The following is a 25,368-nucleotide window of genomic DNA, read 5'->3' as shown; positions in this document are numbered from 1 at the left end:
GCTCGTGGCGAAGCCGCTGACCCGCACCTGATGCGGCGTGCCGCTCTCGCCGCAGAATTCGCCTTGGCGCAGTGGTTGGTGCGGGGCGTGGCGATGAACAACTCCGAGATGATCGCCGAGGCCGAGGACATGATGTCAACCCTTGACCGGGACCTGCAGGCCGAGGAAGCAGCTGCCGCCGCCTACCGGGCACAGCAGTCACAGCACCAGCCCGACACCACGATCGCCGACACTAGCGGTGCCGACACTGACAGTGCCGACAACAACGGTCTGGACAACAACGGTGCCGACGGCGAGGTCGCGGAACCCGCCCTACCGATCGACGACCATTCGGTGGCTGGGGAAACTATTGAGGACGACGGCGGCGACACTTCGGGCTTCGACGACGGCGATCCCGGCACTGGCACTGGTGCCGAGTCGCCGGATACTGATGGCGACGCGGGCAACGAGTCGGCCAACACCACCGAGAATCCTCGCCCGTTTTCAGTCTCACCGGTTCCGGCCGACGACACTGAAACGTCGTCGCTGCCGATCATCAAGTCCAGCTGATCTTCCGCGGCAGTCGGCAGTAAGCGCTGGCAACCTAGTCCTGGTGCAGGGACGTCGCCCTGATAATGATGTCTTCGAGTCCTGCCTCGCTAGCCAGATCATGTGGTCGAATCACCGTATCGGTGCTGGCGTAATAAAACGCCGCTTGAACCGACTCCAGCGGAACTCCCTTCAACCGCGCCCAAGCCAACCGGTAGACAGCGAGCTGCACCGACCGCACCGTTAGTTTCTCCCGCGATGGCGGGGTGCCAGTCTTCCAGTCGACCAGTTCCCACGTTCCGTCGTCGTGCCGGAAGACCGCGTCGATACGTCCCCTAACCACGAGCGGACCCACCTTCGTTTCGATGGGGACCTCAAGTTCCACCGGCAGGCGGTGGGCCCATGCTGACTGCCTGAAGGTAGCGATCATACTGTCGAGGTCCAGGGCATCGTCGATATGGGAATCGGCACCCGGGGTTTCACCGAGGTCCAGCATGCCGCTGGTCCCGTAGTACTCCTCAATCCAGGTGTGGAAGGCTGTGCCACGCCGGGCTGCCATTCCGGGACGCCGCGGCACCGGCCGCCGAAGTTGACGGGCCACCGCAGCAGGATCATCGGATAGCTCCACCAGGAGGGACGCCGAGATGTGCGCCGGGAGTTCGACTTCTGAACTGCCGGTTGCCCGGGAATGCCGGGCCAGAGCCAGTCGCGTCTCCTCGGACCACCGCCCGCCAGCGCCAGCCGGCCCAGTTCCCGCGTTGGTTTCCGACGAATCGGATGCCGCGGCTGCCGCTGTCAGGACCGCAGCCGCTGCGGTCTCCATTTCCGGACGACGCGTGTGGAGCGGGTCTGTTGGCCAGGAGGCACGGGTTTCCGCCGCGTTGGCCGGGTTGTTGTCTCCTTCCTCCTCCTGGGTCAGCCATTGCAGCACAGCGAAGCCCGGCTGGTGGTGTTCGGCCAGGTCGAGCAGCTCAGTGAGGTAGGTGGACACCGGGGTGGGTTTGGTCCGGCCGCCACCCCAGGCCGAAGACGTGCAGACCAACACGTGTTTGGCCCGGGTGAACGCGACGTAGGCAAGCCGGCGTTCCTCCCGCTCGGCGTGGTAGCGTGCCTCCGCGGTGAACTCTTTCTCGCTGGCAATCCAGGAAACCTGATCCTCCTGGTCCCAGTCCCAGTGCGGCAGTTCTCCCGCGTCTCCCCTGAGATTCCATGGAATAGCCGAGTCACCGCTGCTCCAGCGCGAGTCGGATCCGCTGGGGAAAGCACCCTCGTTGAGCCCCGGGACAATGACGATGTCCCATTCCAGTCCTTTCGCGGCGTGCACGGTGAGGAGCTGCACAGCATCCCGGTTGGTCTCGAGTGCGGTGACCGGCAACCCATCCTCTTCGGCATCTGCTGCCTCAAGCCAGGCCAGGAACGCGGCCAGGTCCACGCGTTCCGCCGTCGAGCTGAATCCGGCGACGGCGTCCACGAAAGCGTCAAGGTTGCGCCGTGCCTCATGGATCCCCACCCGCGGTTTGGCTGCCACCTCGATGTCGAGCAGGATGCGACGTTCCACTTCGTTGATCAGGGTGGTGAGATCGTCCCCGACGAAGTCCCTGAGTACCCGCAATTCGTCGCGGAGACGAATGAGCCGGATTCGTCCTTCGCCGCTCAGCTCGCGTCCGCTGTTTGAGACCCAATCTGCCGGTGGGAGATGGTCAACTGCCTCGACCAGACTGCCCAGTTCGACGGTGTCGGGCAGCACCGTGTCGGCCTCCTGCCCGGCTCCGGCTTCGACGTCGTCGGCCGGTTCGGTGGCGGGCGTGGACCAGAGCCTACGTCGGGCCAGTTGCCTGGACCAGTCACCCAGGGCCATGATGTCTGCCGCGCCGATCCGCCAGCGGGCGCTCGAAAGCAATCGCAGCAGGGAATCGGATCGATCCGGGTTGCCGAGCACCCGCAGCACTGCGAGCAGTTCAACGATTTCGGGTGTGCGGAGCAAGCCCCCAAGTCCCACAATCTGCACCGGAATGCCACGCTTCGCCAGTTCCTGACGGATGGGTTCAAACTGCCGCCGCCCACGGCATAGGACTGCGACGGTCGGTTTGAGCGCCCGGCCCTCGGCACCGACCTCAAAACCTCGCCGTCGATGGTGCTCCACCTGGTCCGCCAGGGCAGCGGCCTCACCCGTAACCGTTTCGCCGTCCAGCTGTACCGATGCTTCGCACAGGTACCTACCCAGATACACCTCCCCCACTCCTGCCCGGGGTTTCGGTTCCAGCGGAGGGACGAACAGGGTAGAACTGCGCAGCCAGCTGGGTTGACGATTGAGTTCGGAGGCAACAGCGTTGGCTGCCGCGAGAATACTGGTGCCGTTGCGCCAGGCGACCGAAAGGTTGGCGACCGATGAAGGGCGTAACCCGTCGTCGGCGGTGAGGGGGAACGTGGTGCGGAACGTTCCCAGTTGACCGGCCGAAGCTCCGCGGAAACCATAGATCGACTGGTGGGGGTCCCCCACAGCGGTCACCGCCCTGCCGTCGCCGAAGAGCTTTGAGAACAACACCATCTGTGCAAACGAGGTGTCCTGGAATTCGTCCAGCAGGACTACCCGGAATTTCTGGCGCTCCATTTCCACCGCCTCGGGGATGTCGCTGACAATCCTTGCTGCGAGAGCAACCAGATCACCGAAGTCCAGCTGCCGACGGGTGTGTTTGGCATCTGAATAGTGTTCGACCAGTTCGGTGACGGTCACCCGGGTTCGCAGTTTGTCCAGCAGCCTGGCAACAGCCTGTGCCGGGCGGCGCGTTGTGCCCGTCGCGTATTCCAGCTCACCGACGGCCGAGATGTGTTCCCTCAGCACCGCCCTCACTTCGGCCGGTGTCACCAGATGTTCAGCGCATTCCCCGGCCATGGTGAGGACCGCCTTGACCAGGGTGGACTTCGCGGCACTGAAATGCTCCCACTCCCCCTCATACGCTTCCACCACGGAACTGGCCAGTTGCCAGGCCTGTGCAGCACCGAGCAGCACCGAGTCCCGCTCCACCCCGATGCGCAATCCATAGTCCTGGACAATCGAGTTGGCGTACGAGTGATAGGTCGACACGCTCGGGTCTAGCCGGTCCTCGTCGGTGCCTTCATATCCGGCGGCGTCCAACGCTGGGTACAGTGCCGACAATTGCTGCCGGATCCGGGTGGACAACTCTCCGGCTGCTTTTTTGGTGAAAGTTACACCCAGGATCTGCTCCGGCCGGACCAGTGCGTTGGCTACCAACCAAACCACCCGGTCAGCCATGGTCTTGGTCTTACCTGATCCGGCGCCCGCAATGACGAGCAGCGGTTCGAGCGGCGCTTCAATAATGGTGACCTGATCTGGTGTGGGGTACTGCACTGGTGAAGTGGGATCACGGTGCAGTAGTTCAGCGAGTTCTCTGGCAGAAAACCGCTGGGCCACCCGATTGGCGGGCACTCCACCAGTTGCGACCGGGGCTGCTGCGCTGCTCATTCGGTCACCTGCCGTCCCTCTTGGCACAGCGGACAGATTTCGGGCAGTCGACAACCTGACCCACCGTGGCCTGATCGCTTCGGATCATGCACCGTATCGAACTGCGCTGACGACATGAGACGTGCTGCTTCCTCGATCATTTCCCGGGCCCACCCATCATCGGCCGCCAGGGCGGGTTGCTGCTGGACTCCCGCTTCCTTGCGGGTGGTTCCCAGCTGAACCAGGGCGGCCCCACCCGATCCTGCGACCTGCCCAGCAGAGAGTGCCCCCTCATTCACGGCGACCTGGTAGGAGGCCAACTGCGGGTGCCGGTCCAGATCCGCCAGCGAGGGCGAGGACTTGCCGGTTTTCAGGTCGACTATGACCAGCCTGCCCTCAGCATCGATTTCCAGCCGGTCGATCTGCCCCCTCAATCTCGCGACGCGCGGGGCATCCCCGATTGCCACCTCCAGGTCCACTTCGAAATCGACCTCAGTGCCGACCAGTGACCGACCTGCCTGCCGCATCGCAATCACGTAGCCAGCGAGCTTCCGCACCATCTGTTCGGCACGCTGAAAATCGATCCTCCCCTCCCAGTTCTCCTTCATCCCGAGGGAAGGCCAACGGCGCTGCAACTCCTCAACGTATTGACTACCGGTGGCATCCGGGAAGTCCTGGGCAATGCTGTGCACCAGCGTTCCCAGAGACCGCGCGAAGTCCATCGTCGGCTCACCGCCGACCGCCGATACGAACCAGTTCAACGGTGATTTCAGGACAGCATCAACCTTGGAAGGAGACACCGGGATGGGCTGGTCGCCGGGCACCACCGGTGCGCTGGAGGAGAGCTCCTGGAGGCCCCACCACTCACGGGGGTGGGCTCCCGGCACCGTAGGAGAATGGTTGACCATAGCGCCCAGATGGTGGGTCGCTTCCCGAGAGAGTTCAGGGTATGCGGTCGCTTGCTGGGCATACTTCCTCAGTTCAGCCACGAGCGCGCGCAGCGTCAGCGGGCGTTGCACCTCGGTCCGGGACCGTTCCAATTGACCGGGGGGCAACGGATCCACCAGGTCCAGGAACGGTGAGGGCTGTGCCTCATCGGATGCCACGGCACAGCAAATCAATTCTTCGGTGGCCCGGGATACGGCGACCGAGAAGCTGCGAAGCTCGTCGAAGCGGATCTCCTGCATCAGGATCAACGGGTCGCGGTGCCGGCGAAAATCCGCTCCGTAATCCATCAGCGCGGTGAGTTCGCCTGAACCGAGCAATTCCCCTCTGAGCCGCAGATTGGGCCAGGTCCCCTCCTGGATACCTGCCACGATCACCACCGGCCATTCCCGACCGGAAGCGCTGGCGGGGGTGAGCAGCGCCACGGATTCCTGGTTCTGGGCGCGCGGCGCCAACGTGTCCATTGGCAGTTCCTGGCTGGTCAGGTACTCGAGGAACCGGGCCGGCGCCGCCCCGGGCACCTGGTCGACGAACCGTTCGGCCGTCTGGAACAGGGCCACTACTGCGTCGAGGTCGCGGTCCGCGCGGGCAGCGGACGCTCCCTCGGCAACCGCTGAGTCGGCCCATTGAGTTGACCACCCTGAGGCCTCCCACAGCGCCCACAACACCGTCTCGGGGTTCGCTCCCTCCGCCTCAAGAGCTGACGTTCCGGCTGAGATCATTCGCGCGACCCTTCGTGCCGCTTTACCGCCCTGCATCCCTGGGCCAATCAGCGAGGGGTCGGTGAGTGCCTCAACCAGCAACTCGTCGCTGGTCCTCCCCCGGCCGGCCGCCACTTCCGTCTGGCGAAGGCTCTGCCGCAACCGGCGGAGCTCAAGTGTCCCCGCGCCGCCCACCCGTGATGATAGTAAGGACACGGCTAACGCCGCATCCAGGGTCACCTGGCCCAGGACGACCCCAAAAATGTCCAGTAACGGCTTCACCGCTGGTTCGTCACGAATGGCCCGCTCCGCTGCCGGAACGTTGACCGCAATCCCCTGTCCGGTCAGATAACGCTGAAACTCGGCCAGTTGGGCCCCGGTCCTCACGATCACTGCAATGTCGCCGAGACTCCGTCCCGCGAAGAGTTGTGCCTCAAGGATCCGTTGTGCCACATACCGCAGCTCGTGGAATGAGGAATCCACCAGATGCGCGGAGACCAACCCCACCTCATTGAGAATTGTTGGGCCCTGCGGTGCAGGCTCCAGCGTTCTGTACGCGCCCGCACCGCCGACGACCGAGATGCGTGAGGCGACGTTTTGCCATGCCTCCGCCAACGGCCCGGTTAGCCGGTGGGAGGTCCTGAGCGCAACCGTCAGCAGCTTGGTGTTCCCCGTGAGGTCCTGTGCCAGTCTGCCGGTCAGCTCAGGCCGGGCGCCCCTGAAACCGTGGACGACGGCGTCCGGGCACGACGCCACGAGGACGTCGCTGTCCCTGCCCAGCAGGGTGAACAGGGCATGGACAGCCGCGTTCGACTCCTGGTAGTCGTCTACGAGAATGAGCTGCAGCCGGGATCGCTCCTGTGCCAGCAGCTCCGCGTCGACCTCCAGCAGGTTCCGGGCCGCGGTAAGCACGCCCGCCGGGTCGAATGCCTCGGGCATCCGCAGATCCAGGACGTCACGGTACTCCTGGTACAGCTGGGCGCCCGCTGTCCAGTCTGGACGGTTGAAACGACGCCCCAGGTCAGCCAGTTCATCCGGATGCATTCCGTACTCGCTGACCCGGTCGAAAAGCTCCCGCACCTCTTGCCTGAACCCTCTGGTGGGAAGGGCGAGGGTCAAACCCTCCGGCCACCCCAGCGGTGTCGCCCCGGGACGGTTGTGACCGTCCAGGAGCTCCTTGATGATTAGGTCCTGTTCCGCGCCGGAGAGGAGACGGGGGCTGCGAATCAGCTCGGGGATCCGTCCCTCAATTCGCGCCCTGCGGATCAGGTCAAAGGCATAAGACGCCCAGGTCCGTGCTGGTGCTGCGCTGAGGCTGCGGTTCAGGCGGGAGGTCAACGCGTCACGAAGCCGTGCTGCGCTCAGGCGGGACGGCGCCAGCATCAGGACTGAGGCCGGATCCAGCCCGTCCTGATCGATCCGCCGCACCGCCGCTTCGACCAGCACGGTTGACTTGCCGGTCCCTGGGCCGCCCAACACCAGCACCGGTCCGCTACCGGCGCCAAGAGCAACGATTTCTGCCTGTTCAGGGCTAAGGACCGGCGCCGTGGCTGACGGTTGCCCGGCCCGCGCATCTCCTGCTGTTACCAATCGTGGTCTAGCGTTCATGGTTTCAGCCAATCATGGGGGTCTGACGTTTTAGGGATCGGCTCCGAACCCCCGGCCAGTGCGGAACGGGTCACCTCGATTGCACCCCGTTCGGTTTCGGTTGGGTTCCATCGGGCCGCAGCCATCTCGATCGTGTACCCCGGCTCCGCCCGGGCCTGGGATCGGGTATCCCCGCTGGTTCGCAGCGGGGTCCCCTCAGCCACATAACGGGGTAAAGCCTCTGCGCTGTGGCCGAGCGGAGGAAGGCCGCTGGCGCGGACCACCCGCCACCACGGCGTACCGTCGCCGCACCGGGACATTGCGGCACCGACCTGCCGGGGGCCAGCGCACTCCAGCAGCTCGGAGATGTCGCCATAGGAAAGGACTGAACCGCCAGGAATCATTCCTGCTATCTCGTACACCGCCTCGGCGAATTCATCATTCATGAATTCCAGCCTAACCGGACCCACCTCACCCGAAATGTCGGTGCTGGAGGATAGCGTCAAAGGCATGGATAGCTGGCATCACCACCCACGAGCGGCCTTTGACCTCGAGACCACTGGACGCGACCCGCTGGCGGCCCGGATTGTCACCGCGTCGATAGTGCTGGTGGACGCGGATGGCTCAGCGCTTGAGCAACATGAGTGGTTGGCCGACCCCGGTGTTGAGATCCCCCTGGAGGCTGCAGCAATCCATGGGGTCAGCACCGAGCGGGCCCGTGCCGAGGGCCAACCGGTGGCCCGGGTAGTGCAGGAAATCGCCGCAGTCCTGAATCGTCTGTTCACAGCGGGAATTCCCGTCCTGGCTTTCAACGCACGCTACGACTTCACTGTGCTGGCCAGTGAAGGTGCCCGGCATGCGGTACCCGTACCCCATCCGTTCCCGGTCCTCGACCCGTACATCATGGACAAGCAGGCTGATCGTTTCCGCCGTGGAAAACGGACCCTGACAGCTATGTCTGAACACTATGGGGTGGCGTTTGAAAACGCCCACACGTCGGCCGCGGATGTGCTGGCAACCTTGCAGGTCGCGGCGGTCCTTGCCGAACGCTTCCCGCATCTGCAACGTCCTGCAGGAGTACTTCATGCATCGCAGGTGGTGTGGGCGGCCCGGCAGGCCGCGAGCTTCCAGGAATACCTCCGCCGCGAGGATCCGGCGGCAGTCGTTGAAGGGCGCTGGCCCGCTATCGCCTCCTAGGGACATCACGGGAACGCCGCCGCGAGTCCATTTTTCCGAAGATTCTTCGATCTGGAGGCGGGGATGCCCCAGACGGCGCCCGATGAGTGATTCAGGGCACTAAAGTTCAGTCACTTCTTTCATGCGTGTGATGATGGCTTGGGCGTCGATCGATTCGCCCTCCGGCCGTGATACACCCGATCATCCGGCCGTCGCCAGCAACCATGAGGGCCCATGATCACAGTTTCCGACCTGCGTAAGACCTACCAGCAGGGCAGCCGCACCATTACCGCCCTTGACGGGGTGAGCCTGACCGTGCCCCGCGGGTCGATCCACGGCATCATCGGTCATTCCGGTGCGGGAAAGTCGACCCTCGTGCGGTGCCTGACCCTGCTGGACCGCCCCACCTCCGGGTCGGTCACCATTGACGGTCGTGAACTGACCGCTGTCAAGGATTCAGAGATCCGCACTGCGCGCCGTCGAATTGGAATGGTCTTCCAGCACGCCAACCTGATGGATTCCCGCACGGCTGCCCAGAATGTGGCGCACCCCCTGGAACTGGTGAAGACCCCCAAGGCAGATATCTCATCCACGGTGGCACGTCTCCTGGATCTGGTGGGATTGGCTGGCTTCGCCGATGCCTACCCGTCGCAGTTATCCGGTGGCCAGAAGCAGCGGGTGGGTATTGCCCGGGCGCTCGCCTCCGATCCCGACGTGCTGCTCTGCGACGAGCCCACCTCGGCACTCGATCCAACCACCACTGACGACATCCTGGATCTGATCCATAACCTCACTGACACGCTGGGCTTGACGGTGCTGATCATCACCCATGAGATGAACGTCGTGAAGCGCATCTGCGATTCGGTATCGCTGCTGGAGGATGGCCGGGTGGTGGAACATGGCAGGCTGCAGGACGTGGCGGCCCAGCTCGACGGAAAACTGTCACGGGCGCTGCTGCCGCTACCAGCCCATCGGCCAGGAAGAATGCCAGCGCTCGAACTGCTCCTGGCGGGGGATGTCGCGTCAGGGCCGGTCCTGTCCGATCTGGGCCGACGGTTCGATCTGAGCATCAATGTTCTGGCTGGCAGCGTCGAAAATCTCGCCGACAGCCGCTTCGGCCGGCTACGAATCGAAGTGAGTGAGCTGGCGCCAGTCGAAGAAATGCTGCAGTACCTGCAGTCCCAGGGCGTCGCGGCAAAGGTGGCATGATGGATTTTTTTGATCAGCTCTTCACTAACCCAGGCATCACCCGTGCCCTGCCCGAAGAATTCGCAGCAACGATGCAGATGATCGGCATCTCGGGCTTCTTCACCCTTCTGGTGGGGTTGCCGTTGGGCGTGTTTCTTTCCGCCAGCGCCCCCGACGGGTTGCGGCCGATGCCCCTGACCAACAAGGTGATCAGCGGCGTCGTCGTCAATATCACCCGTTCCATTCCGTTCGCCATCCTGATGGTGTCACTGATCCCGCTCGCCCGGCTCCTGACCGGCACCTCGATCGGACCGGTTGCGGCATCGGTATCACTAAGCATCGGCGCCATCCCGTTCTTCGCCCGACTGGTCGAAACCTCCCTCCGCGACGTCAGTTCAGGCAAGATCGACGCTGCTCTCGTGATGGGTTCCACCCGAATGCAGGTGGTGACCAAGGTGCTCCTCCGTGAGGCGCTCCCGGGTCTGATTGCCGCGTTCACGACGACGCTGGTCACCCTGGTCGGCTACTCGGCGATGGCGGGCATCATCGGCGGCGGTGGTCTCGGCCGACTCGCCTACAACTACGGCCTTCAACGGTTCGACACCACCGTCATGGTGGTGGTAATCATCATCATCGTCCTCATCGTGCAGGCCATTCAGCTCGCCGGGGACTGGGCTGCGCGCCGGGTGGATCACCGCTCGGCAGCGACGGCCGGGAGCGGTAAACGGCTGCGTCGCAAGGCTGCGGTCCAGGTGGTCGGCAGCTGACGCCGTCGCCGTTCCCAACACTCACTGCCTGCACCTACTTTTGTACGCCCCTTGAAAGGAAACCTGTTCTATTGCGTAAGTTACTCACCCTCGCTGCTACCGGCGTCGCTGCTACCCTCATGCTGAGCGCCTGTGGCGGTTCAGCCGACACCGAGGTCGTCTCCTCTCTGGATCCCGCCAACCCGCAAACCATCACCGTTGGGGCGAGCCCGCAGCCCCACGCCCGGATCCTTGAGTTCGTCGACGAGAATCTCGCCGAGGAAGCGGGACTCGACCTCGAGATCACTGAGTTCGACGATTACACCACCCCGAATATCGCGCTCAGCGACGGTGACCTGGACGCCAACTACTTCCAGCACCTGCCGTATTTCAACAGCCAGGTCGAAGGCCAGGGGTACGACTTCGCCCACGGCGAGGGCGTCCACATCGAGCCGTATGCTGCCTTCTCCGAGCAGCATGAGGACGTCTCGGACATCCCCGAGGGCGGACGCATCGCCATCACCAACGACCCCTCCAATCAGGCCCGCGCACTGACGCTGTTGCAGGATGCCGGGATTCTTGAGGGCATTGCCGAGGACGCCTCAGTACTTGCGCTCTCCGACGAGCAGAACCCGATGGGCCTGGAGTTCATCGAGAACCAGCCCGAACTGCTGCTCAACGATCTCCAGGACCCCAGCGTTGACCTGGCCATCATCAATGGCAACTACATTCTCGACGCGGGTCTCAGCACCGCTGATGCCCTCGTCGTTGAATCGCTTGATGGCAATCCCTACGCCAATTTCCTGGCCTGGAACACCGCTTCGGACGGTGATGCACGGATCGCGAAGCTCGAGGAGCTGTTGCACTCCCCCGAGGTCAAGGCCTACATCGAGGAACAGTGGCCCAGCGGAGACGTCGCTCCCGCGTCCTAGCCCACACCAGGGAACCCCGCATAGAAACGGCTTTCGTTTCCGTGCGGGGTTCCCTTGTTTGTGCCTGGGTGTCAGTCGACAGGCGTCAGCCGACGGGCGTCGCTCCTGCTGCGGCAGCCGCAGCAGCAGGCAACGCGTCGTAGATCCGGTTCATGGCTGCGTCGTCGTGCGCGGAGGACAGGAACCACGCCTCAAAGACGGACGGCGGCAGATAGACACCCGACTCCAGCATTGAATGGAAGAACGGGGCGTAGCGGTAGGAGTCCTGGGCCAGCGCGTCGGCGTAGTTGTGGACGCCGCCCGCCGACGTCCCGAAGGCCACGCTGAACAGGTTCCCTGCCCGCTGGATGGAATGGTCGACGCCGGCGCGATCCAGTTCGGTGGAGAGCGCGGCTGACAGTGCCAGGGAGTTCGAGTCGATCTGCTGGTAGACATCAGCGGTTGCATGGCTCAACTGGGCAACCCCGGCGGCCATTGCCAGCGGGTTCCCGGACAGGGTGCCCGCCTGGTACACGGGTCCCAGGGGAGCCAGGTAATTCATGACGTCCTCGCGACCGCCGAGGGCTGCTGCGGGGAGCCCGCCTCCGATCACCTTCCCGAAGGTCAGCAGATCGGGGGTCCATGCTTCCTCGGCGCCGGCGGCGCCTCCGGTGAGGCCCCAGTATCCACCCGGCCCCACCCTGAAGCCCGTGAGAACCTCGTCGACAATGAGCAGCGCGCCGTGGGCGGCGGTGATCCGGGACAGGCCCGCATTGAAGCCCGGCCCCGGTGTCACTACTCCCATATTGGCTGGCGCGGCCTCGGTAATGACAGCGGCGATTGAATCCCCGTGGTCGGCGAAAGCTGCTTCGACGGCTGCCAGGTCGTTGTAGGGCAGCACCAGGGTTTCCGCTGCGGTCGCGGCGGTGACCCCGGCCGAGCCGGGGAGCGCGAGGGTCGCCACACCGGACCCGGCTGCTGCCAGGAGGGAATCCAGATGACCGTGGTAGCAGCCAGCAAACTTCACGATCAGGTTGCGGCCGGTGAACCCGCGGGCCAGGCGGACCGCCGTCATCGTCGCCTCGGTACCCGTGGACACCATCCGCAGCCGTTCCACCGCTGGCACCCGATCCTTCACCAGTTGAGCCAGGTCAGCCTCGGCCGGGGTCGACGCGCCAAAGGACAGGCCGTTGTCCGCCGCACGGTGCACCGCGTCCAGCACGGCCGGGTGGCCGTGTCCGAGCAGAGCCGGACCCCAGGAACATACCAGGTCGACATACTCGCGACCGTCGGCGTCGGTGACGTGGGGGCCTTTGGCCGAGACCAGGAAGCGGGGGGTGCCACCGACCGATCCGAAAGCCCGGACCGGAGAGTTGACCCCGCCCGGCATGAGGGTTTGCGCCCGTGTGAACAATTCTTCTGAAACGGTCATGGTTTACTCCTTTAGCCAGCCGGCAAGTTCGGCGGCCCAGTAGGTCAGGATGATGTTCGCCCCGGCGCGTTTGATGCCGAGAACTGATTCTTCGATAGCCCGACGACGGTCGATCCAACCATTCGCAGCGGCGGCCTCGATCATGGCGTACTCCCCCGAGATCTGGTAGGCGCCCACCGGCACAGGAGACAGCGCCGCAACATCAGCGAGGATGTCGAGGTAGCTCATTGCTGGTTTGACCATCACCATGTCTGCGCCTTCCTCGAGGTCCAGTTCGACCTCCAGGAGTGCTTCGCGGCGGTTTGCTGCGTCCATTTGGTAGGTTCGCCGGTCGCCCTTGAGCTGCGAATCGACTGCCTCACGGAACGGGCCGTAAAAGGCTGACGCGTATTTGGCGGCGTAGGCCAGAACGGCAGTTTCCTGATGCCCTGCCTCCTCAAGCGCCTGACGGATGACTGCCACTTGACCGTCCATCATGCCTGACGGACCGAGAACGTGCGCCCCGGCGTTGGCCTGGGCGACAGCCATTTCGGCATACACCGCGAGCGTCGCATCGTTGTCGACCGTTCCGTCGGACGCGAGCACGCCACAGTGCCCATGGTCGGTGAATTCGTCGAGGCAGACATCGCTCATGACCACCAGGTCGTCTCCCACCTCAGCCCGAACGTCAGCGATCGCCCGGTTCAGGACGCCGTCCGGGTCAAGCCCTGCGCTGCCCGTCGCATCGCGCTGGGCGGGGATACCAAAGAGCATGATCCCGCCGACACCCAACTGGACCGCCTCCGCGGCTGCACGCTTCAGCGACTCGGTGCTGTGCTGGACCACTCCGGGCATCGAGGAAATGGGGTGCGGGCTGGTGAGCCCCTCGCGGATGAACGCTGGCAGCACCAGTTCGGCGGGGCTCAGTCGGTGCTCGGCGGTCAGGCGCCTCAGCGCCGGAGTGGTCCGCAGCCGGCGTGGTCGGTGTTGGGGGAAACTCATGGGTGCTCCTCTTCTCTTGCAGTCAGCTTTTCACGTTCGGGGTGGTCCTGCATCGCGGCTGCGATCGCATCGGCGATCCCCGCGGGCGTCGGGTCGGCTGCTACCGCGGCGATGGGGATACCGCACCGTTGCGCTTCAGCAGCAGTGCTGGCACCGATCATGACGGCGGCGAGTCCGGCCGGAAAGCCTTCGGCGGGTGAGTGAGTGGTCCGTTCGTTCAACCTGCGGACGGTGCTGGGGGAAGTGAACACCACGGCATCGATAGCGCCAGCTGCGACAGCTGTCCAAAAACCGGCTGGGTCCAGTTCGGGCAGCTCGGGGCACCTATCCGGGGCTTCCGGTCCGCTGGCTCCAGTTCCATCGTGTTCAGCGGGTCCGCCAGGTCCCACACTGGCGGTGATCCGACGCGACGGGTCCGCCGGGTAGGACACGGTACGGTACGCGGTGATTTGCACCAGGTCCCAGCCCTGACCGCTGAGTAGGCGCTCAAGGGTGTCGGCTGCAATGTCGGCTTGCGGGAGGAGGATTCGACCCTTGGGTGCCAGCCCACTGAAGGCGGCGGCCAGTCCGACGGCCGAACTCTCATGACCGGTCCGTTCAGGCACCAGGTCAGCCCTCAGACCTTCGGCGAACAGCGCCCCGGCGGTCGCCTCCCCCACCGCCGCGATGCGTGTGCCGGACGGGACCGCTGAGCCAAGCGCAAGTCCACGGCGAGCCAACTGCTGTTTCAGCGCCCGAACCGTGGTGCTGCTGGTCGCCACGAGCCAGCTAAACGCTCCGCCGGCCAGCTCATCCAGGGCAGCCTCGAGCAATGCTGAGTCTTCGGGAGTCTCGAAGTCAATCAGGGGCAGCAGTTGCACTGCGGCCCCGCGCGAGTGCAGCTCCCCCACCGTCCGGACGGCGTGCTCAGCACCTCGCAGCAACACCACGCGGACACCCTCCAGCGGGTGATTACCGGAAGTTGGGGCTGGGGTCATTGGGCGGTGAGCGGAGCAATGCTCGCGGCACCAGCGGCCAGCAGATCCTCGGCAAGTCCCACGCCCAGCGCATCCGCGCCATCGACTGAGAGGTCCCCGCCGGAACGAGCCAGCCGGAGCAGTTGGGATCCGTTAAGGCTGCACACCACAGCCTGCAGTGTAAGGACTTCGCCGGTCACCGTGGCGAGGGCCCCGATGGGGGCACTGCACCCTGCTTCGAGACGGCGCAGGACCGCCCGCTCGGCGGTGACTGCAAGCCGGGTGGTGGTGTGGTCGTAGTCCTTGAGGGCTGCAGCGAAGGGTGAGTCGACGGCGTCACCGGTCCGGCATTCGACTGCCAGTGCGCCCTGTCCGGGTGCAGGCAGCATCACTGCCGGGTCGATGAGCTCGGTAATGACGCTTTCGCGCCCCAACCGGAACAACCCGGCGGCAGCGAGCACCACGGCGTCGAGGTCACCCGGGCCCGACTCGCTCAGCCCGGCAACCCTGGCAAGGCGGGTGTCAACGTTGCCCCTGATGTCGATGACCTCCAGTCCGGGCCGTGCAGCACGCAGCTGGGCGGCCCGGCGCGGGGAACCCGTGCCCACCGTTGCACCGTCGGGGAGGGTGGCCAAGGTAAGCCCATCCCTGGCGCAAAGCGCATCACGGGTGTCAGCCCGTTCGGGAATGGCTGCGACGTTCAATCCCTCGGCGGGGACCGTTGGAAGGTCCTTGAGCGAGTGCACGGCAAGGTCGCAGCGGTCATCCAGAAGGGCATCGCGCAGCGCCGCAACAAACACGCCGGTTCCCCCGATCTGGGTGAGTGAACCCTTATGCACGTCACCCTCGGTGCGGATCCGGACCAGCTCGTGGACTGCGCCGCTGAGCGAGCCGATCCGCTCGGCAACCGTGGTGGTCTGGGTGAGCGCCAACGCACTGGCGCGGGTGCCCACCCGCAGGGGCCCGGTCACGAGGCGGGTGCCGTCCCCGGTAGTCCGACAGTCGAGTCCGCCGCGGCGACAGTGGGCTTGGGGCCCCTGCGGTTGGCGCAGCAGTTGGGCCGGCAGACATCGAACCAGGGTCCCAGGTTCGTGGCGGATGGCCGGTCGGCGATGTTGTTGTCCACCGTGCGTTCGCAGACCAGGTCGATCAGGCCCGCGACAAACTTGTCGTGGGTTCCCGGGGTGGGGACCCGCTCGGCGAGGACGCCCAGATCGGCGCAGGTCTCAAGGGCCTCGGTGTCGAGGTCCCATTTCACTTCCATGTGGTCGCTGACAAATCCGAGCGGAACGATGACGACGCCCTTGGTGCCCGCCGCGGCGAGATCCTTGATCGCATCGTTGATGTCGGGCTCCAGCCAGGGCACGTGCGGGGCGCCCGACCGTGATTGGTAGACAAGCGACCAGTCGACGCCGGCGGATTCCGGCACCCGGTCGAGCACAGCCTGGGCTGTGGCCAGGTGCTGGGCGACGTAGGCACCCTCGGCGTAGGCGGGCCCGCCGTCGGCCTCACCGTTGACCCGCGGCCCTGCGGCCTCGGCGTCGCCGGTGGGGATCGAGTGGGTGGCGAACAGGATATGGATTGGGGCGTCGGTTTCACCGCTGTCGGTCAGCTTCTGGCGCAGCGCTGAAAGACCGTTGGTCACACCCTCGACGAACGGCTCGACGAAACCGGGGTGGTCGAAGTATTGCCTGACCTTGTCTACCTCAAGCTTGCCTTCGAGGCCGGTCTCAACCAGGGCCATCCCCAGGTCTTCCCGGTACTGGCGGCAACTCGAGTAACAGGAGTAGGCGCTCGTGGTGACGGTGAGCACGCGGCGGTGTCCGGCGTCGTACGCCTCCTGCAGGGTGTCCGCGATGAACGGCGCCCAGTTGCGGTTGCCCCAGAACACCGGTAGATCGATGCCCCGGTTGGCCAGTTCGGCTTCCATTGCCGCCTTCAGCGCACGGTTCTGGGCGTTGATGGGGCTGATGCCGCCGTTGGCGCGGTAGTGGTGGGAGACCTCCTCGAGGCGTTCGTCGGGGATGCCGCGGCCACGGGTGACGTTCCGGAGGAAGGGAATGACATCTTCCTGACCCTCGGGTCCGCCGAAGGAGGCGAGCACAATGGCGTCGTAGTTTTTGGGCGCCATCCGCCCGTTGTCGTCCACGCCGTCGAGCGGGTGAAAGGCCTGAGCGGTCATCGGAGCACCTCTGCAATCCCGGCGGTATCGATCCGCCGTCCGGTGTAAAAGGGAATTTCGTCGCGCACGTGCCGCCTGGCCTCGGTTTCGCGGAGGTGGCGCATCAGGTCGACCAGGTCGACCAGGTCGGGTGCCTCAAGGGCGAGGATCCACTCCCAGTCGCCGAGGGCGAAGGAGGAGACGGTGTTGGAGAGGACCTGAGGGTAGTCACGGCCCTTCAAGCCGTGGTCGTACAGCATCTCGCGGCGCTCTTCCGACGGGAGGATGTACCAGTCATAGGAGCGGACAAACGGGTAGACACAGACCCATTCGGCCGGTGCCACGCCGCGTGAGAACGCCGGGGAGTGGCTCTTCGAGAATTCAGCGGCCCGGTGAACGCCCATGGCGGACCAGACAATCTCGGCCGTTGCGAATTCGGTGGTCCGACGGATCTTCCGGACGGCGGCCTGCAGTGCTTCGGGCTGGGAGCCATGCAACCAGACCATCACATCGGCGTCTTCGCGCATTCCGGAGACGTCGTAGAAGCCGCGCAGCGTCACCCCGTCGGCGTCGAGGGACTCGATGACCTGCTCAAGGGAGCCGGTGGCGGAGCCCTGTGTCACAGCGCTGCGTTTGAACACCGTCCACAGGGTGAAGAACAGCTCAGCCGCGGCGTCGTCGGCGGTGGCTGTTGAAGGATTTTGCGTGTGCTCCGTGCGGGTTTGCTCACTCATGGTACTAGTCTGCCCCTCAGTGAGGAGCAAACCGAAATCTGAGGTTCTACTGCGCGTAGAAAGTCGCGAAGATCACAGACCAGTTGGGTCGCTGGCCTGCGGGGCCAACCGATCAGCGAGGGCTTTGGCTCTCACCCTGGCGTCGTCGATGACGGCGACCAGACCTGTTCCAGCGAGCCACGCACCAGTGATTTCCAGGTGGCGTTCCGAGGCCGCGGCGGCACGAACCCGTGCCACCAGGTCACGGTGACCTACCGAAGCGTGGGGCAGGGCACCGTTCCAGCGGACCACTTTCCATCCCACCACGTCAGCTTCATCAATGGTGGTCTCGAGGAGCGCTGAGGCGTCGGCGAGCGCTGCCCCGTAGAGCGCGGTGTCGTCGGCCAGTTCATCGCCGAGCTGACCTGCCCGCCCGTAGGAAAGCCTGAGCACGTGGCTGCCCGGCCCCGCCTGATCCGCGAGCCAGGACCATTTCGCGGTGGCGTGGGTGAGCGCTTTGGCGCTGACGCCCTCAGCCCCGGCTGCTACCAGGACCCCGGTCCCCCGCGGGTGGGCATCGAGTTCCGGAACGTCGACGACGAGGGTCACCAAAGCCACCCCCGGAACCGCCTGGGGACGGTCCTCCCGCAGCCTTGGCAGTGCATCACCGAGAAGGTCGACGGCGCCTGGCCCGTCCACCGCCATCACCAGCGCCTCGGCTGCAATGGGGCCGCTGGCGGTGGTTACCGTCCAGCCCGTTCCCGACCGGGCGATTGAGAGCGCCTCACTGTCCGGCCTGAGATCGGCTCCGCCAGCACGAAGTTCGTCGGTCAACGCAGCTGTGAGTTGGGCCATGCCCCCGCTCAGGCCCCCGACGGCCGAGCCGGCGNCGGGCGCTGCAGCGCGCATGGCGCCCACTGCCGCACCGAGCGATCCGTGGTGCTTCATCATTTTGCGAAGTCCGGGCGCCACGGAATCAACGTCAAGGTCATCGGGATCAGCCGAGAACACTCCGCCAACAACCGGCGCAACCAGGCGGGTGAGGACGTCGATGCCCATCCGGGCGCGCACCACCTCGCCCAGGCTGATTCCCTCGTCTTTGTACAGGCTGCCCAGCGGGAGCACCTTGTCCAGTGATGCCCGCAACGCCCCAGCCCTGCCGATGGCCCGCACGATCTCGGGGTCGAGTACATCCGCGGGAATACCGAGGATGCCGCTACGAGGCAGGGGCATGGCACTGTGCTGGGGGTCTTTGCCGGGGAACCTGATCCACGCTCCCGCCGGGTTAGGGATGACGAGGCGGTCGGCCAGGCCAAGCTGACGTGCCAGGGCGGGCACAGTGTCCGAACGGGTGGAATACGATTCAGCTCCGCTGTCAAGCCTTAAGCCCGCCACCTCGTGGTCGGCCACGCAGCCGCCGAAGGCTGATGACCGTTCGAGGACCGTCACGGTCAGACCGCGGGCCAACAGCTCGCGGGCCACGATCAATCCGGCCATCCCGCCCCCAACAACAACGACGGGTTTACCCGGCGTTACGCGTGGGGCACTGCTACGGTGCGGCATGGTTACGGTTCCACCGAATGGATGAGTTGAACAATCCTTGTCAGGACCGCCGGGTCGGTTTCAGGTGGCACGCCGTGGCCGAGGTTGACGACATGGCCGGGGGCGGCCGAACCCGCCTTCAGCACGTCGAGCACGTGGGCCTCGAGGACCTCCCACGGAGCTGAGAGCAGCGCCGGGTCAATGTTGCCCTGCAGGGGAACTGCGCCACCGAGCCGACGATTGGCTTCGTCGAGGGGCAGCCGGTAGTCAACTCCGACCACATCGACACCAACATCATGCATTGCCACCAGGAGTTCCGAAGTACCGGTTCCGAAGTGAATCAGAGGCGCTCCGAGGCCTCGCACAAAGTCCAGCGCCCGTCCGGACGCCGGGGCGACGTGCGCCTGATAATCGGCCAGGCCCAGTGAGCCTGCCCACGAGTCGAAAAGCTGGGCGGCACTCGCCCCAGCCTCCAGCTGGGCCTTCAGGAACTTCCCCGAAGCGTCGGCAGCCCAGCGTGTCAGCGCACCCCAGGTTTCCGGATCGGCATGCATCATGGTCCGTGGGCCGAGGTGATCCCGGGACGGTTTGCCCTCAACCATGTAGGCGGCGAGGGTGAAGGGGGCGCCAGCGAACCCGATGAGCGGGGTGCTTCCGAGCTCAGCGACGGTCAGGGCGACTGCCTGCCGGATAGGTTCGAGCGCTTCATCGGTCAGTTCCGGAAGCGCTGCAACATCCGCGGCGGTGCGGACTGGTGTACCGAGCACCGGTCCGACCCCTGGCACAATATCGACGTCTACGCCGGCCAACTTGAGCGGGATGACGATATCGGAGAAGAAAATGGCGGCGTCGACGTCGTGCCTGCGAACCGGCTGGAGGGTAATTTCAGAGGCCATCGCCGGATCGAGGCACGAATCGAGCATCGCCGTCCCCTGCCGCAGTGCCCGATATTCGGGCAGGGACCGACCGGCCTGGCGCATGAACCACACCGGACGCCTGCTGGGACGCTCACCGCGGTAGGCCGAGATCAGCGGCGAGGAGGAAGTCCGGCCATCTACCAGGGGGTGTGTTGCACTTAGAGTCATATCTCGATTGTGCCAAGTTCGGGCGGTTTCGGTTAACCCACCGGACACCAGCGGGGCTTGCCCCTCTCCGGGGGCCGGGCAAAAGCGCTGGCCGGGTGGCGAACCTCACCCCGCCGAGGATCGCCGGAACGGGCGAAAAGACGCCGAACTTAGGCAAACCTATTCATGCCTTGGAAGCACGTTTCGCTATGCTGAGTGAGCTGTGGTTTTACTATCTCTGGTTGCAACCCATTCCGATGTGGACTTGGAAACCGTCGCCCGACTAAGTGTCGGCGCCGACCAAGTCGCATCCGCCGTGCTCGCTGACGGGCCCGCCGTCTCAGGGGCGGTCACCCTGGCCACCTGCAACCGCCTCGAAATTTACTGTGATGCCGCCTCCGCAGACGACGTCGAGGCTGCACGCTCTGCAGTCATCACCCGCATCAGCGGACTGTCCGGGTTGCCGGAAAGCTGGGTATCCTCGGCGTTCACCACACGCACCGGTGAAGACGTGGCCCGCCACCTGTTTGCCGTCGGAGCAGGCCTTGACTCAGCTGTGGTTGGCGAACGCGAGATCGCCGGGCAGGTCCGCCGGGCCCTGATCGAATCTCAGGCCAACGGCACCACCAGTGGCCCTCTCGTCCGGCTGTTCCAGGAAGCCTCTCGCACCGCCAAGGACGTCGGGGCGCAGACGGCTCTGGGCAGCCAGGGCCGGTCAATCGTTTCAGTGGCGTTGGAGCTTGCCGCCGATCTGTCGCTGACCCGCGAATTCACCGACAAGTCAGTGGTGGTGTTTGGGACCGGGGCGTACGCCGGTGCAACGATGGCCCTGCTGAAGGAAAAGGGCTGCACTGACATCTCAGTGTTTTCCTCCTCCGGGCGCTCCGAGGCTTTCGTATCCACCCGCGGTGGCGTAGCCCTCACCGCCGATGACCTTCCGGCAGCACTGGCTACCGCCGATATTGTGGTGGGTTGCAGCGGCAGCGACAACCGGGTGGAGGCCGCCGACGTCGAGCGTGTTCGCGCCAGCGTCGACAAGCAGCTCATCGTCGTCGACCTGGCCCTCAGCCACGACTTCGACCCGGCGGTGGGCTCCCTTGACGACGTCGAACTGATTACCCTCGAGTCGGTCCGGCTCGCAGCGCCGAGCGAGCAGGCGGCAGCGCTCAGCCAGGCAAGTTCCCTCGTGGCCGAAGCAGCCCGCTCTTTCCAGGACCGGCAGAACTCACGGGCCATGGACACCGCTATCGTTGCCTTGCGGAAGCACACCCAGCAGGTACTCGAATCTGAGATGCAGAAAGTCAGGGCGCAACACGGCTGCACGGCCGCCGCCGAGGAAGTGGAGTTCGCGCTCCGCAGGATGGTCCGCCAACTGCTCCACGTTCCAACCGTGCGCGCCCGGGAACTGGCAGCCGAAGGACGACAGCAGGATTATGCGGCCGCCCTTGAAGCCCTCTACGGTATTGACCTTGAGGCGCCTGCCGACCAGTCGGCTGAGGCCAGCTGCCCGGTGCGGCAGGATCCGCCAGCGACGGGCACTGCGTAACGCTCGCAGTTTCGTTCGGGCGATCAAGTCGCTGCATCCCCGACCGCCCTGGACCGCCTCCGCCGTTCATTCCGGGGCAAATCCACCACAGCTGCACAAGTGTTCGACGACGGCGCCTGACTTCTGGCTGGGGGCCTAGTAGACCGGCTTGTCGGGCTCGATCCGCTTGACCCATTCGAGGATGCCGCCGTCAACGTTGTAGACCCGGGAATGTCCTGCCGTGCGAAGGTGCTGCACGATGTCAGCCGACCGGCTGCCCGCCTTGCAATGCACATACACGTCCCTGTCACGGCTGACCGCCCGCTCCCCGGACAGGATTGAGTTCCTGGGCATCAGGGTGGCCCCGTCGATGCTGACAATCTCGTATTCACCCGGTTCCCTGACATCGATGAGGTCGAAGTCCCTGCTTCCACTCCCGCGTTCGCGCAGCAACTTGTCCAGTTCGACCACGCTGACTGAGGGCACACCGGGTGCCTTCCCGGTCGGCAGACCGCAGAACGCCTGATAGTCGATCAGCTCGGTTACTGGGGCCGCGTCTGGATCCCGGCGGACCCGGACCTCGCGCCAGGTCATTTCCAGGGCGTCGAAGATCAGTACCCGACCCAAAAGGGAAACCCCCGTGCCGGTGATGAGTTTGATCGCTTCGTTGACCATCACCGAACCGATCTGCGCGCAGAGGACGCCGAGAACTCCACCCTCGGCGCAGGACGGCACCGAGCCGGGCGGCGGGGCATCCGGGTAAAGATCACGGTAGCTCGGACCGTGCTGAGCCCAGAACACACTCACCTGGCCGTCGAACCGCAGAATCGACCCCCACACATAGGGCTTGCCGAGGATTTCCGCGGCGTCGCTGACCAGGTAGCGGGTCGCAAAATTGTCAGTTCCGTCCAGGATCAGATCGTATTCTGCGAAAATCTGCAACGCGTTGCTGTTGTCCAGGCGCACCACATGCTGTTGGACGGTCACCAGCGGGTTCAGCTCCGCGATGCTCTCCGCAGCCGACTGTGCTTTCGGCTGCCCAACGTTCGACACCCCGTGAATGATCTGCCGCTGCAGGTTCGAAACGTCGACGACGTCGTCGTCGACAATCCCGATAGTGCCCACGCCCGCTGCCGCCAGATACAGCAACGCCGGGGAGCCCAGCCCGCCGGCCCCGATCACCAGCACCCGGGCGTTCTTCAACCGCTGCTGGGCGGTCAGACCAAAACCGGGAATGATCAGGTGGCGGGAATACCGTTCGGTCTCCTCACGCGATAGATCTGCATGCGGGGCAACCAGGGGGTCAAGCCCTGCTACAGGTGAGCTCATGCATCAAATGTATGCCCGTAGAACTATCGGAGGCCAGCCGTGCCATCCCGAGGTTACCCGCGGGTAAACTGGTGGCTACTCCCCCGGGCCATCGCCCCAGAGTGAACCCGTCCCAACGATCAAAGGCCAAACCAAGCGTGAGCGCAGAAGCACCGACCGGCGGCAAAGCCACACGCCTCCCGCGAGACGAGCGGAGGCGTCAGTTGTTGAACGCTGCCCACGAAGTGTTTGTTGCCAACGGGTACCACGGTGCCGCGATGGACGAGATCGCCGAGGTGGCCAAGGTCAGCAAACCGGTGTTGTACCAGCACTTCCCGGGCAAACGGGAGCTGTATCTGGCACTGCTGGAGAATCATTTGGCTGAGCTGACCGCACTGCTTGTCGAGGCGCTACAGTCCACCAGCGATAACAAGCTGCGGGTCCACGCAACCATGCGCGCCTATTTCCAGTTCATCGCCCAGGACAGTCAGGCCCACCGGCTGGTGTTTGAATCTGACTTGTTCAACGACCCCGACGTCAGTGGTCGGCTCGAGGAGTTCAACGCCCGGTTCGCTGATGCCATCGCCGGTGTTATTGCTGAAGATACCCACCTGTCCCATCTGGAAGCCACCCTTCTGGGACACGGCCTTGCTGGTATGGCGCAGGTCAGTGCACGGTACTGGCTGGAGACCGACGGCACCATGGACATCGATGCTGCCAGTGAGCTGATTTACCGTTTAGCTTGGCGCGGAATCAGTCGCTTCCCCAAGGAAATCTAGAGTAAGTTCCAGTGAGGGCACTTACCCACCCAGTTACCGCAACATCAGGAGGAAACCGCCATGGAAATCAAAATTGGTATCCAGAACGTCAATCGGGAAATCGTTCTCGAATCCGAGCAGACAGCCGACGAGGTTGCTGACATTGTCGCGAAGGCCATGAACGGCGGGGCTGAACTGCGGCTGGCCGACAGCAAGGGCCGCCACGTGATCGTCCCCTCGAACGTTCTCGGCTACGTTGAAATCGGTGCCGAAGAGTCGCGCCGGGTAGGGTTCGGGGCACTCTAAACGGGTCTTGAGGGCGGGCGGGGGCGACCATGCTGACACTGATCGCCGTCGCTGCCGCGACCCTGGTGATCGGCTTCGCCGTGCGGATCACCGACCGACGACATCAGCGATACAACCCCCTGGTCCTTCCCGGGATTGCCCTGGTCTCGGGGCTACTGGGATGGATCGTCGTGCAGTTCACGGGGCTGGGGTATGACCCGACCCTCTTCTGGCTCAGTTGGGCCCTCCCAATTCTCGCGTCGACACTGCTCACCATCGCCATTGCCTGGTGGCTGGGACGACACCGTGAAACGGAAGAAGCGGAGGCGTTCAGGAGAGTGGCTGATGATTAGCGTGGAAAACTTATTCGGGCTGCACCCCGCCCGGTGCCCGCTGTACGCTCGTTAGATGAGTGTCGCACCGCAGCTAGCCGTTACCCTCGACGACCGTTTCGCTCGGGAACTGAGCGAAATGGCTGTTCCCTGGCAGGCCGACGAAGCGCCTGATCCCCGGTTACTGGTCCTCAACGTCCCACTCGCAGCCCAGCTGGGGCTCGATTCGGAGTCGCTGCGGACCGCCGAGGGTTCGCGGCTTTTGACCGGCACTTTGCTGCCGCCGGGTGCCACCCCGGTGGCCCAGGCCTATTCCGGCCACCAGTTCGGCGGATTCTCCCCCCGCCTCGGTGATGGCCGGGCACTTCTCCTCGGTGAAATCACCGATCCTGCGGGCGGGATACACGATCTCCATCTGAAAGGTTCCGGGCGCACACCGTTTGCCCGTGGGGGCGACGGATTGGCGGCCGTAGGACCGATGCTCCGCGAGTACCTCATCAGCGAGTCCATGCATGCCTTGGGTATCCCCACCACCCGGGCTCTCGCCGTCGTAGCCACTGGACGGCAGGTACGCCGCGAGACCCTCCTGCCAGGTGCCGTTCTCGCCCGGGTGGCTGGCAGCCACCTGCGGGTGGGTAGCTTCCAGTTTGCCCGGGCGACCGGCGACGTCGGCCTGATCCGCCGCCTAGCCGATCACGCGCTAGCCCGCCACTATCCCGGAGCCGCTCAATCCGAGCACCCCTACCTCGCCCTGTTCGAGGCGGTAATGGCTGCGCAGGCGGCCCTGGTGGCTCGGTGGATGCTGGTCGGGTTTGTTCACGGCGTCATGAACACCGATAACATGACCATCTCGGGCGAGACCATCGACTATGGGCCCTGCGCCTTTATGGATGAATTCAACCCAGCGGCGGTGTACAGCTCAATCGACGAGAGCGGGCGGTATGCGTACGCCAACCAGCCGGTAGTGGCCGAATGGAACCTAGCCCGGCTTGCTGAAGCCCTCCTGCCCCTCCTCCACGATGACCAGGAGAAGGCAGTCGCAATGGCCACCGACGCGCTCGGCGGG

At 64.8% G+C, this 25,368-nt stretch carries 22 protein-coding genes and 1 pseudogene (2 of these 23 cut by a window edge); 11 read left to right on the top strand and 12 right to left on the bottom strand.

Going from position 1 to position 25,368, the window contains the following annotated elements:
* Both B384_RS21360 and B384_RS21355 read left to right on the top strand, forming a co-directional pair.
* Positions 1–20 carry the 3' portion of a macrolide 2'-phosphotransferase gene (locus B384_RS21360; RefSeq protein WP_050994832.1) on the top strand. It extends 736 nt beyond the left edge of the window, so 20 of the gene's 756 nt are visible here — the last part of the coding sequence; its start codon lies beyond the left edge, outside the window; it ends in the stop codon at positions 18–20.
* Between the two features lie 10 nt (positions 21–30).
* Positions 31–549 carry a hypothetical protein gene (locus tag B384_RS21355; protein WP_050994831.1) on the top strand — a complete coding sequence of 173 codons (519 nt, stop codon included), beginning with the start codon at positions 31–33 and terminating at the stop codon, positions 547–549.
* 34 nt (positions 550–583) lie between these two features.
* On the opposite strand, the gene B384_RS0103070 is transcribed toward B384_RS21355, so the two are convergent.
* Genes B384_RS0103070 through B384_RS19955 form a run of 3 tightly spaced genes read right to left on the bottom strand, consistent with a single transcriptional unit; the run spans position 584 to position 7,670 of the window.
* Positions 584–4,012, bottom strand: coding sequence for an ATP-dependent helicase (locus B384_RS0103070; RefSeq protein ID WP_019481681.1), 3,429 nt, complete (start codon positions 4,010–4,012; stop codon positions 584–586).
* The gene (locus tag B384_RS0103065) at positions 4,009–7,245 is read right to left on the bottom strand and encodes an ATP-dependent helicase (protein WP_035766300.1); all 3,237 of its coding nucleotides are present in this window, start codon (positions 7,243–7,245) and stop codon (positions 4,009–4,011) included. The genes B384_RS0103070 and B384_RS0103065 overlap by 4 nt, the downstream gene beginning before the upstream one ends.
* Entirely contained in the window at positions 7,242–7,670 is a 429-nt protein-coding gene (locus tag B384_RS19955) for an MGMT family protein (RefSeq protein ID WP_019481679.1), read from the bottom strand. The genes B384_RS0103065 and B384_RS19955 overlap by 4 nt, the downstream gene beginning before the upstream one ends.
* Before the next feature lie 64 nt (positions 7,671–7,734).
* On the opposite strand from B384_RS19955, the gene B384_RS0103055 reads away from it, so the two are divergent.
* From B384_RS0103055 to B384_RS0103040, 4 genes are all read left to right on the top strand, one after another.
* A complete protein-coding gene (locus B384_RS0103055) occupies positions 7,735–8,421 on the top strand; it encodes a 3'-5' exonuclease (protein ID WP_024475741.1) in 687 nt (228 codons plus the stop codon).
* 213 nt (positions 8,422–8,634) lie between these two features.
* Entirely contained in the window at positions 8,635–9,609 is a 975-nt protein-coding gene (locus tag B384_RS0103050; RefSeq protein WP_019481677.1) for a methionine ABC transporter ATP-binding protein, read from the top strand.
* Entirely contained in the window at positions 9,609–10,355 is a 747-nt protein-coding gene (locus B384_RS0103045) for a methionine ABC transporter permease (protein WP_019481676.1), read from the top strand. Before B384_RS0103050 ends, B384_RS0103045 begins: the two co-directional genes overlap by 1 nt.
* A gap of 71 nt (positions 10,356–10,426) precedes the next feature.
* Entirely contained in the window at positions 10,427–11,266 is an 840-nt protein-coding gene (locus tag B384_RS0103040) for a MetQ/NlpA family ABC transporter substrate-binding protein (RefSeq protein ID WP_019481675.1), read from the top strand.
* Positions 11,267–11,351: 85 nt separating this feature from the next.
* On the opposite strand, the gene hemL is transcribed toward B384_RS0103040, so the two are convergent.
* The 8 genes from hemL to hemE form a co-directional block, all read right to left on the bottom strand.
* The gene (hemL, locus tag B384_RS0103035; RefSeq protein ID WP_019481674.1) at positions 11,352–12,677 is read right to left on the bottom strand and encodes a glutamate-1-semialdehyde 2,1-aminomutase; all 1,326 of its coding nucleotides are present in this window, start codon (positions 12,675–12,677) and stop codon (positions 11,352–11,354) included.
* Between the two features lie 3 nt (positions 12,678–12,680).
* Positions 12,681–13,658, bottom strand: coding sequence for a porphobilinogen synthase (hemB, locus tag B384_RS0103030; RefSeq protein WP_019481673.1), 978 nt, complete (start codon positions 13,656–13,658; stop codon positions 12,681–12,683).
* Positions 13,655–14,635 carry a uroporphyrinogen-III synthase gene (locus B384_RS17535; RefSeq protein WP_024475739.1) on the bottom strand — a complete coding sequence of 327 codons (981 nt, stop codon included), beginning with the start codon at positions 14,633–14,635 and terminating at the stop codon, positions 13,655–13,657. Before B384_RS17535 ends, hemB begins: the two co-directional genes overlap by 4 nt.
* A complete protein-coding gene (gene hemC / locus B384_RS0103020; protein ID WP_019481671.1) occupies positions 14,632–15,585 on the bottom strand; it encodes a hydroxymethylbilane synthase in 954 nt (317 codons plus the stop codon). Before hemC ends, B384_RS17535 begins: the two co-directional genes overlap by 4 nt.
* Entirely contained in the window at positions 15,582–16,796 is a 1,215-nt protein-coding gene (locus tag B384_RS17530; RefSeq protein WP_019481670.1) for a ferrochelatase, read from the bottom strand. The genes hemC and B384_RS17530 overlap by 4 nt, the downstream gene beginning before the upstream one ends.
* Positions 16,793–17,509 (bottom strand): hydrogen peroxide-dependent heme synthase, encoded by a 717-nt coding sequence (hemQ, locus tag B384_RS0103010; RefSeq protein WP_019481669.1) that lies wholly within the window; start codon positions 17,507–17,509, stop codon positions 16,793–16,795. The genes B384_RS17530 and hemQ overlap by 4 nt, the downstream gene beginning before the upstream one ends.
* Positions 17,510–17,581: 72 nt before the next feature.
* A complete protein-coding gene (gene hemG / locus B384_RS0103005; RefSeq protein WP_026040927.1) occupies positions 17,582–19,051 on the bottom strand; it encodes a protoporphyrinogen oxidase in 1,470 nt (489 codons plus the stop codon).
* Positions 19,052–19,053: 2 nt separating this feature from the next.
* Positions 19,054–20,115: a uroporphyrinogen decarboxylase gene (hemE, locus tag B384_RS0103000; protein ID WP_026040926.1), complete on the bottom strand. Its 1,062-nt coding sequence runs from the start codon at positions 20,113–20,115 to the stop codon at positions 19,054–19,056.
* A gap of 202 nt (positions 20,116–20,317) precedes the next feature.
* Here hemE and B384_RS0102995 point away from each other — a divergent pair, with 202 nt between their 5' ends.
* A complete protein-coding gene (locus B384_RS0102995) occupies positions 20,318–21,640 on the top strand; it encodes a glutamyl-tRNA reductase (RefSeq protein ID WP_019481666.1) in 1,323 nt (440 codons plus the stop codon).
* Between the two features lie 135 nt (positions 21,641–21,775).
* Here the strand turns inward: B384_RS0102995 and moeB are convergent, their stop codons facing one another.
* Positions 21,776–22,948 carry a molybdopterin-synthase adenylyltransferase MoeB gene (gene moeB / locus B384_RS0102990; protein ID WP_019481665.1) on the bottom strand — a complete coding sequence of 391 codons (1,173 nt, stop codon included), beginning with the start codon at positions 22,946–22,948 and terminating at the stop codon, positions 21,776–21,778.
* A 137-nt stretch (positions 22,949–23,085) separates the two neighbouring features.
* On the opposite strand from moeB, the gene B384_RS0102985 reads away from it, so the two are divergent.
* The 4 genes and pseudogenes from B384_RS0102985 to B384_RS17525 form a co-directional block, all read left to right on the top strand.
* Positions 23,086–23,706: a TetR/AcrR family transcriptional regulator gene (locus B384_RS0102985; RefSeq protein ID WP_237715215.1), complete on the top strand. Its 621-nt coding sequence runs from the start codon at positions 23,086–23,088 to the stop codon at positions 23,704–23,706.
* Positions 23,707–23,766: 60 nt separating this feature from the next.
* Positions 23,767–23,991: a DUF3107 domain-containing protein gene (locus tag B384_RS0102980; protein WP_019481663.1), complete on the top strand. Its 225-nt coding sequence runs from the start codon at positions 23,767–23,769 to the stop codon at positions 23,989–23,991.
* Between the two features lie 29 nt (positions 23,992–24,020).
* On the top strand, positions 24,021–24,323 hold the full coding sequence (locus B384_RS0102975) for a hypothetical protein (RefSeq protein WP_019481662.1): 303 nt from the start codon (positions 24,021–24,023) through the stop codon (positions 24,321–24,323).
* A 55-nt stretch (positions 24,324–24,378) separates the two neighbouring features.
* A pseudogene (locus B384_RS17525) lies at positions 24,379–25,368 on the top strand (protein adenylyltransferase SelO) (it continues 475 nt past the right edge of the window).

This window comes from Arthrobacter sp. TB 23, assembly GCF_000294595.1.
Classification (GTDB): domain Bacteria; phylum Actinomycetota; class Actinomycetes; order Actinomycetales; family Micrococcaceae; genus Arthrobacter_D.
The sequence above is the reverse complement of the archived record's forward strand: the minus strand, read 5'-3'. Positions and strand labels throughout refer to the sequence as shown.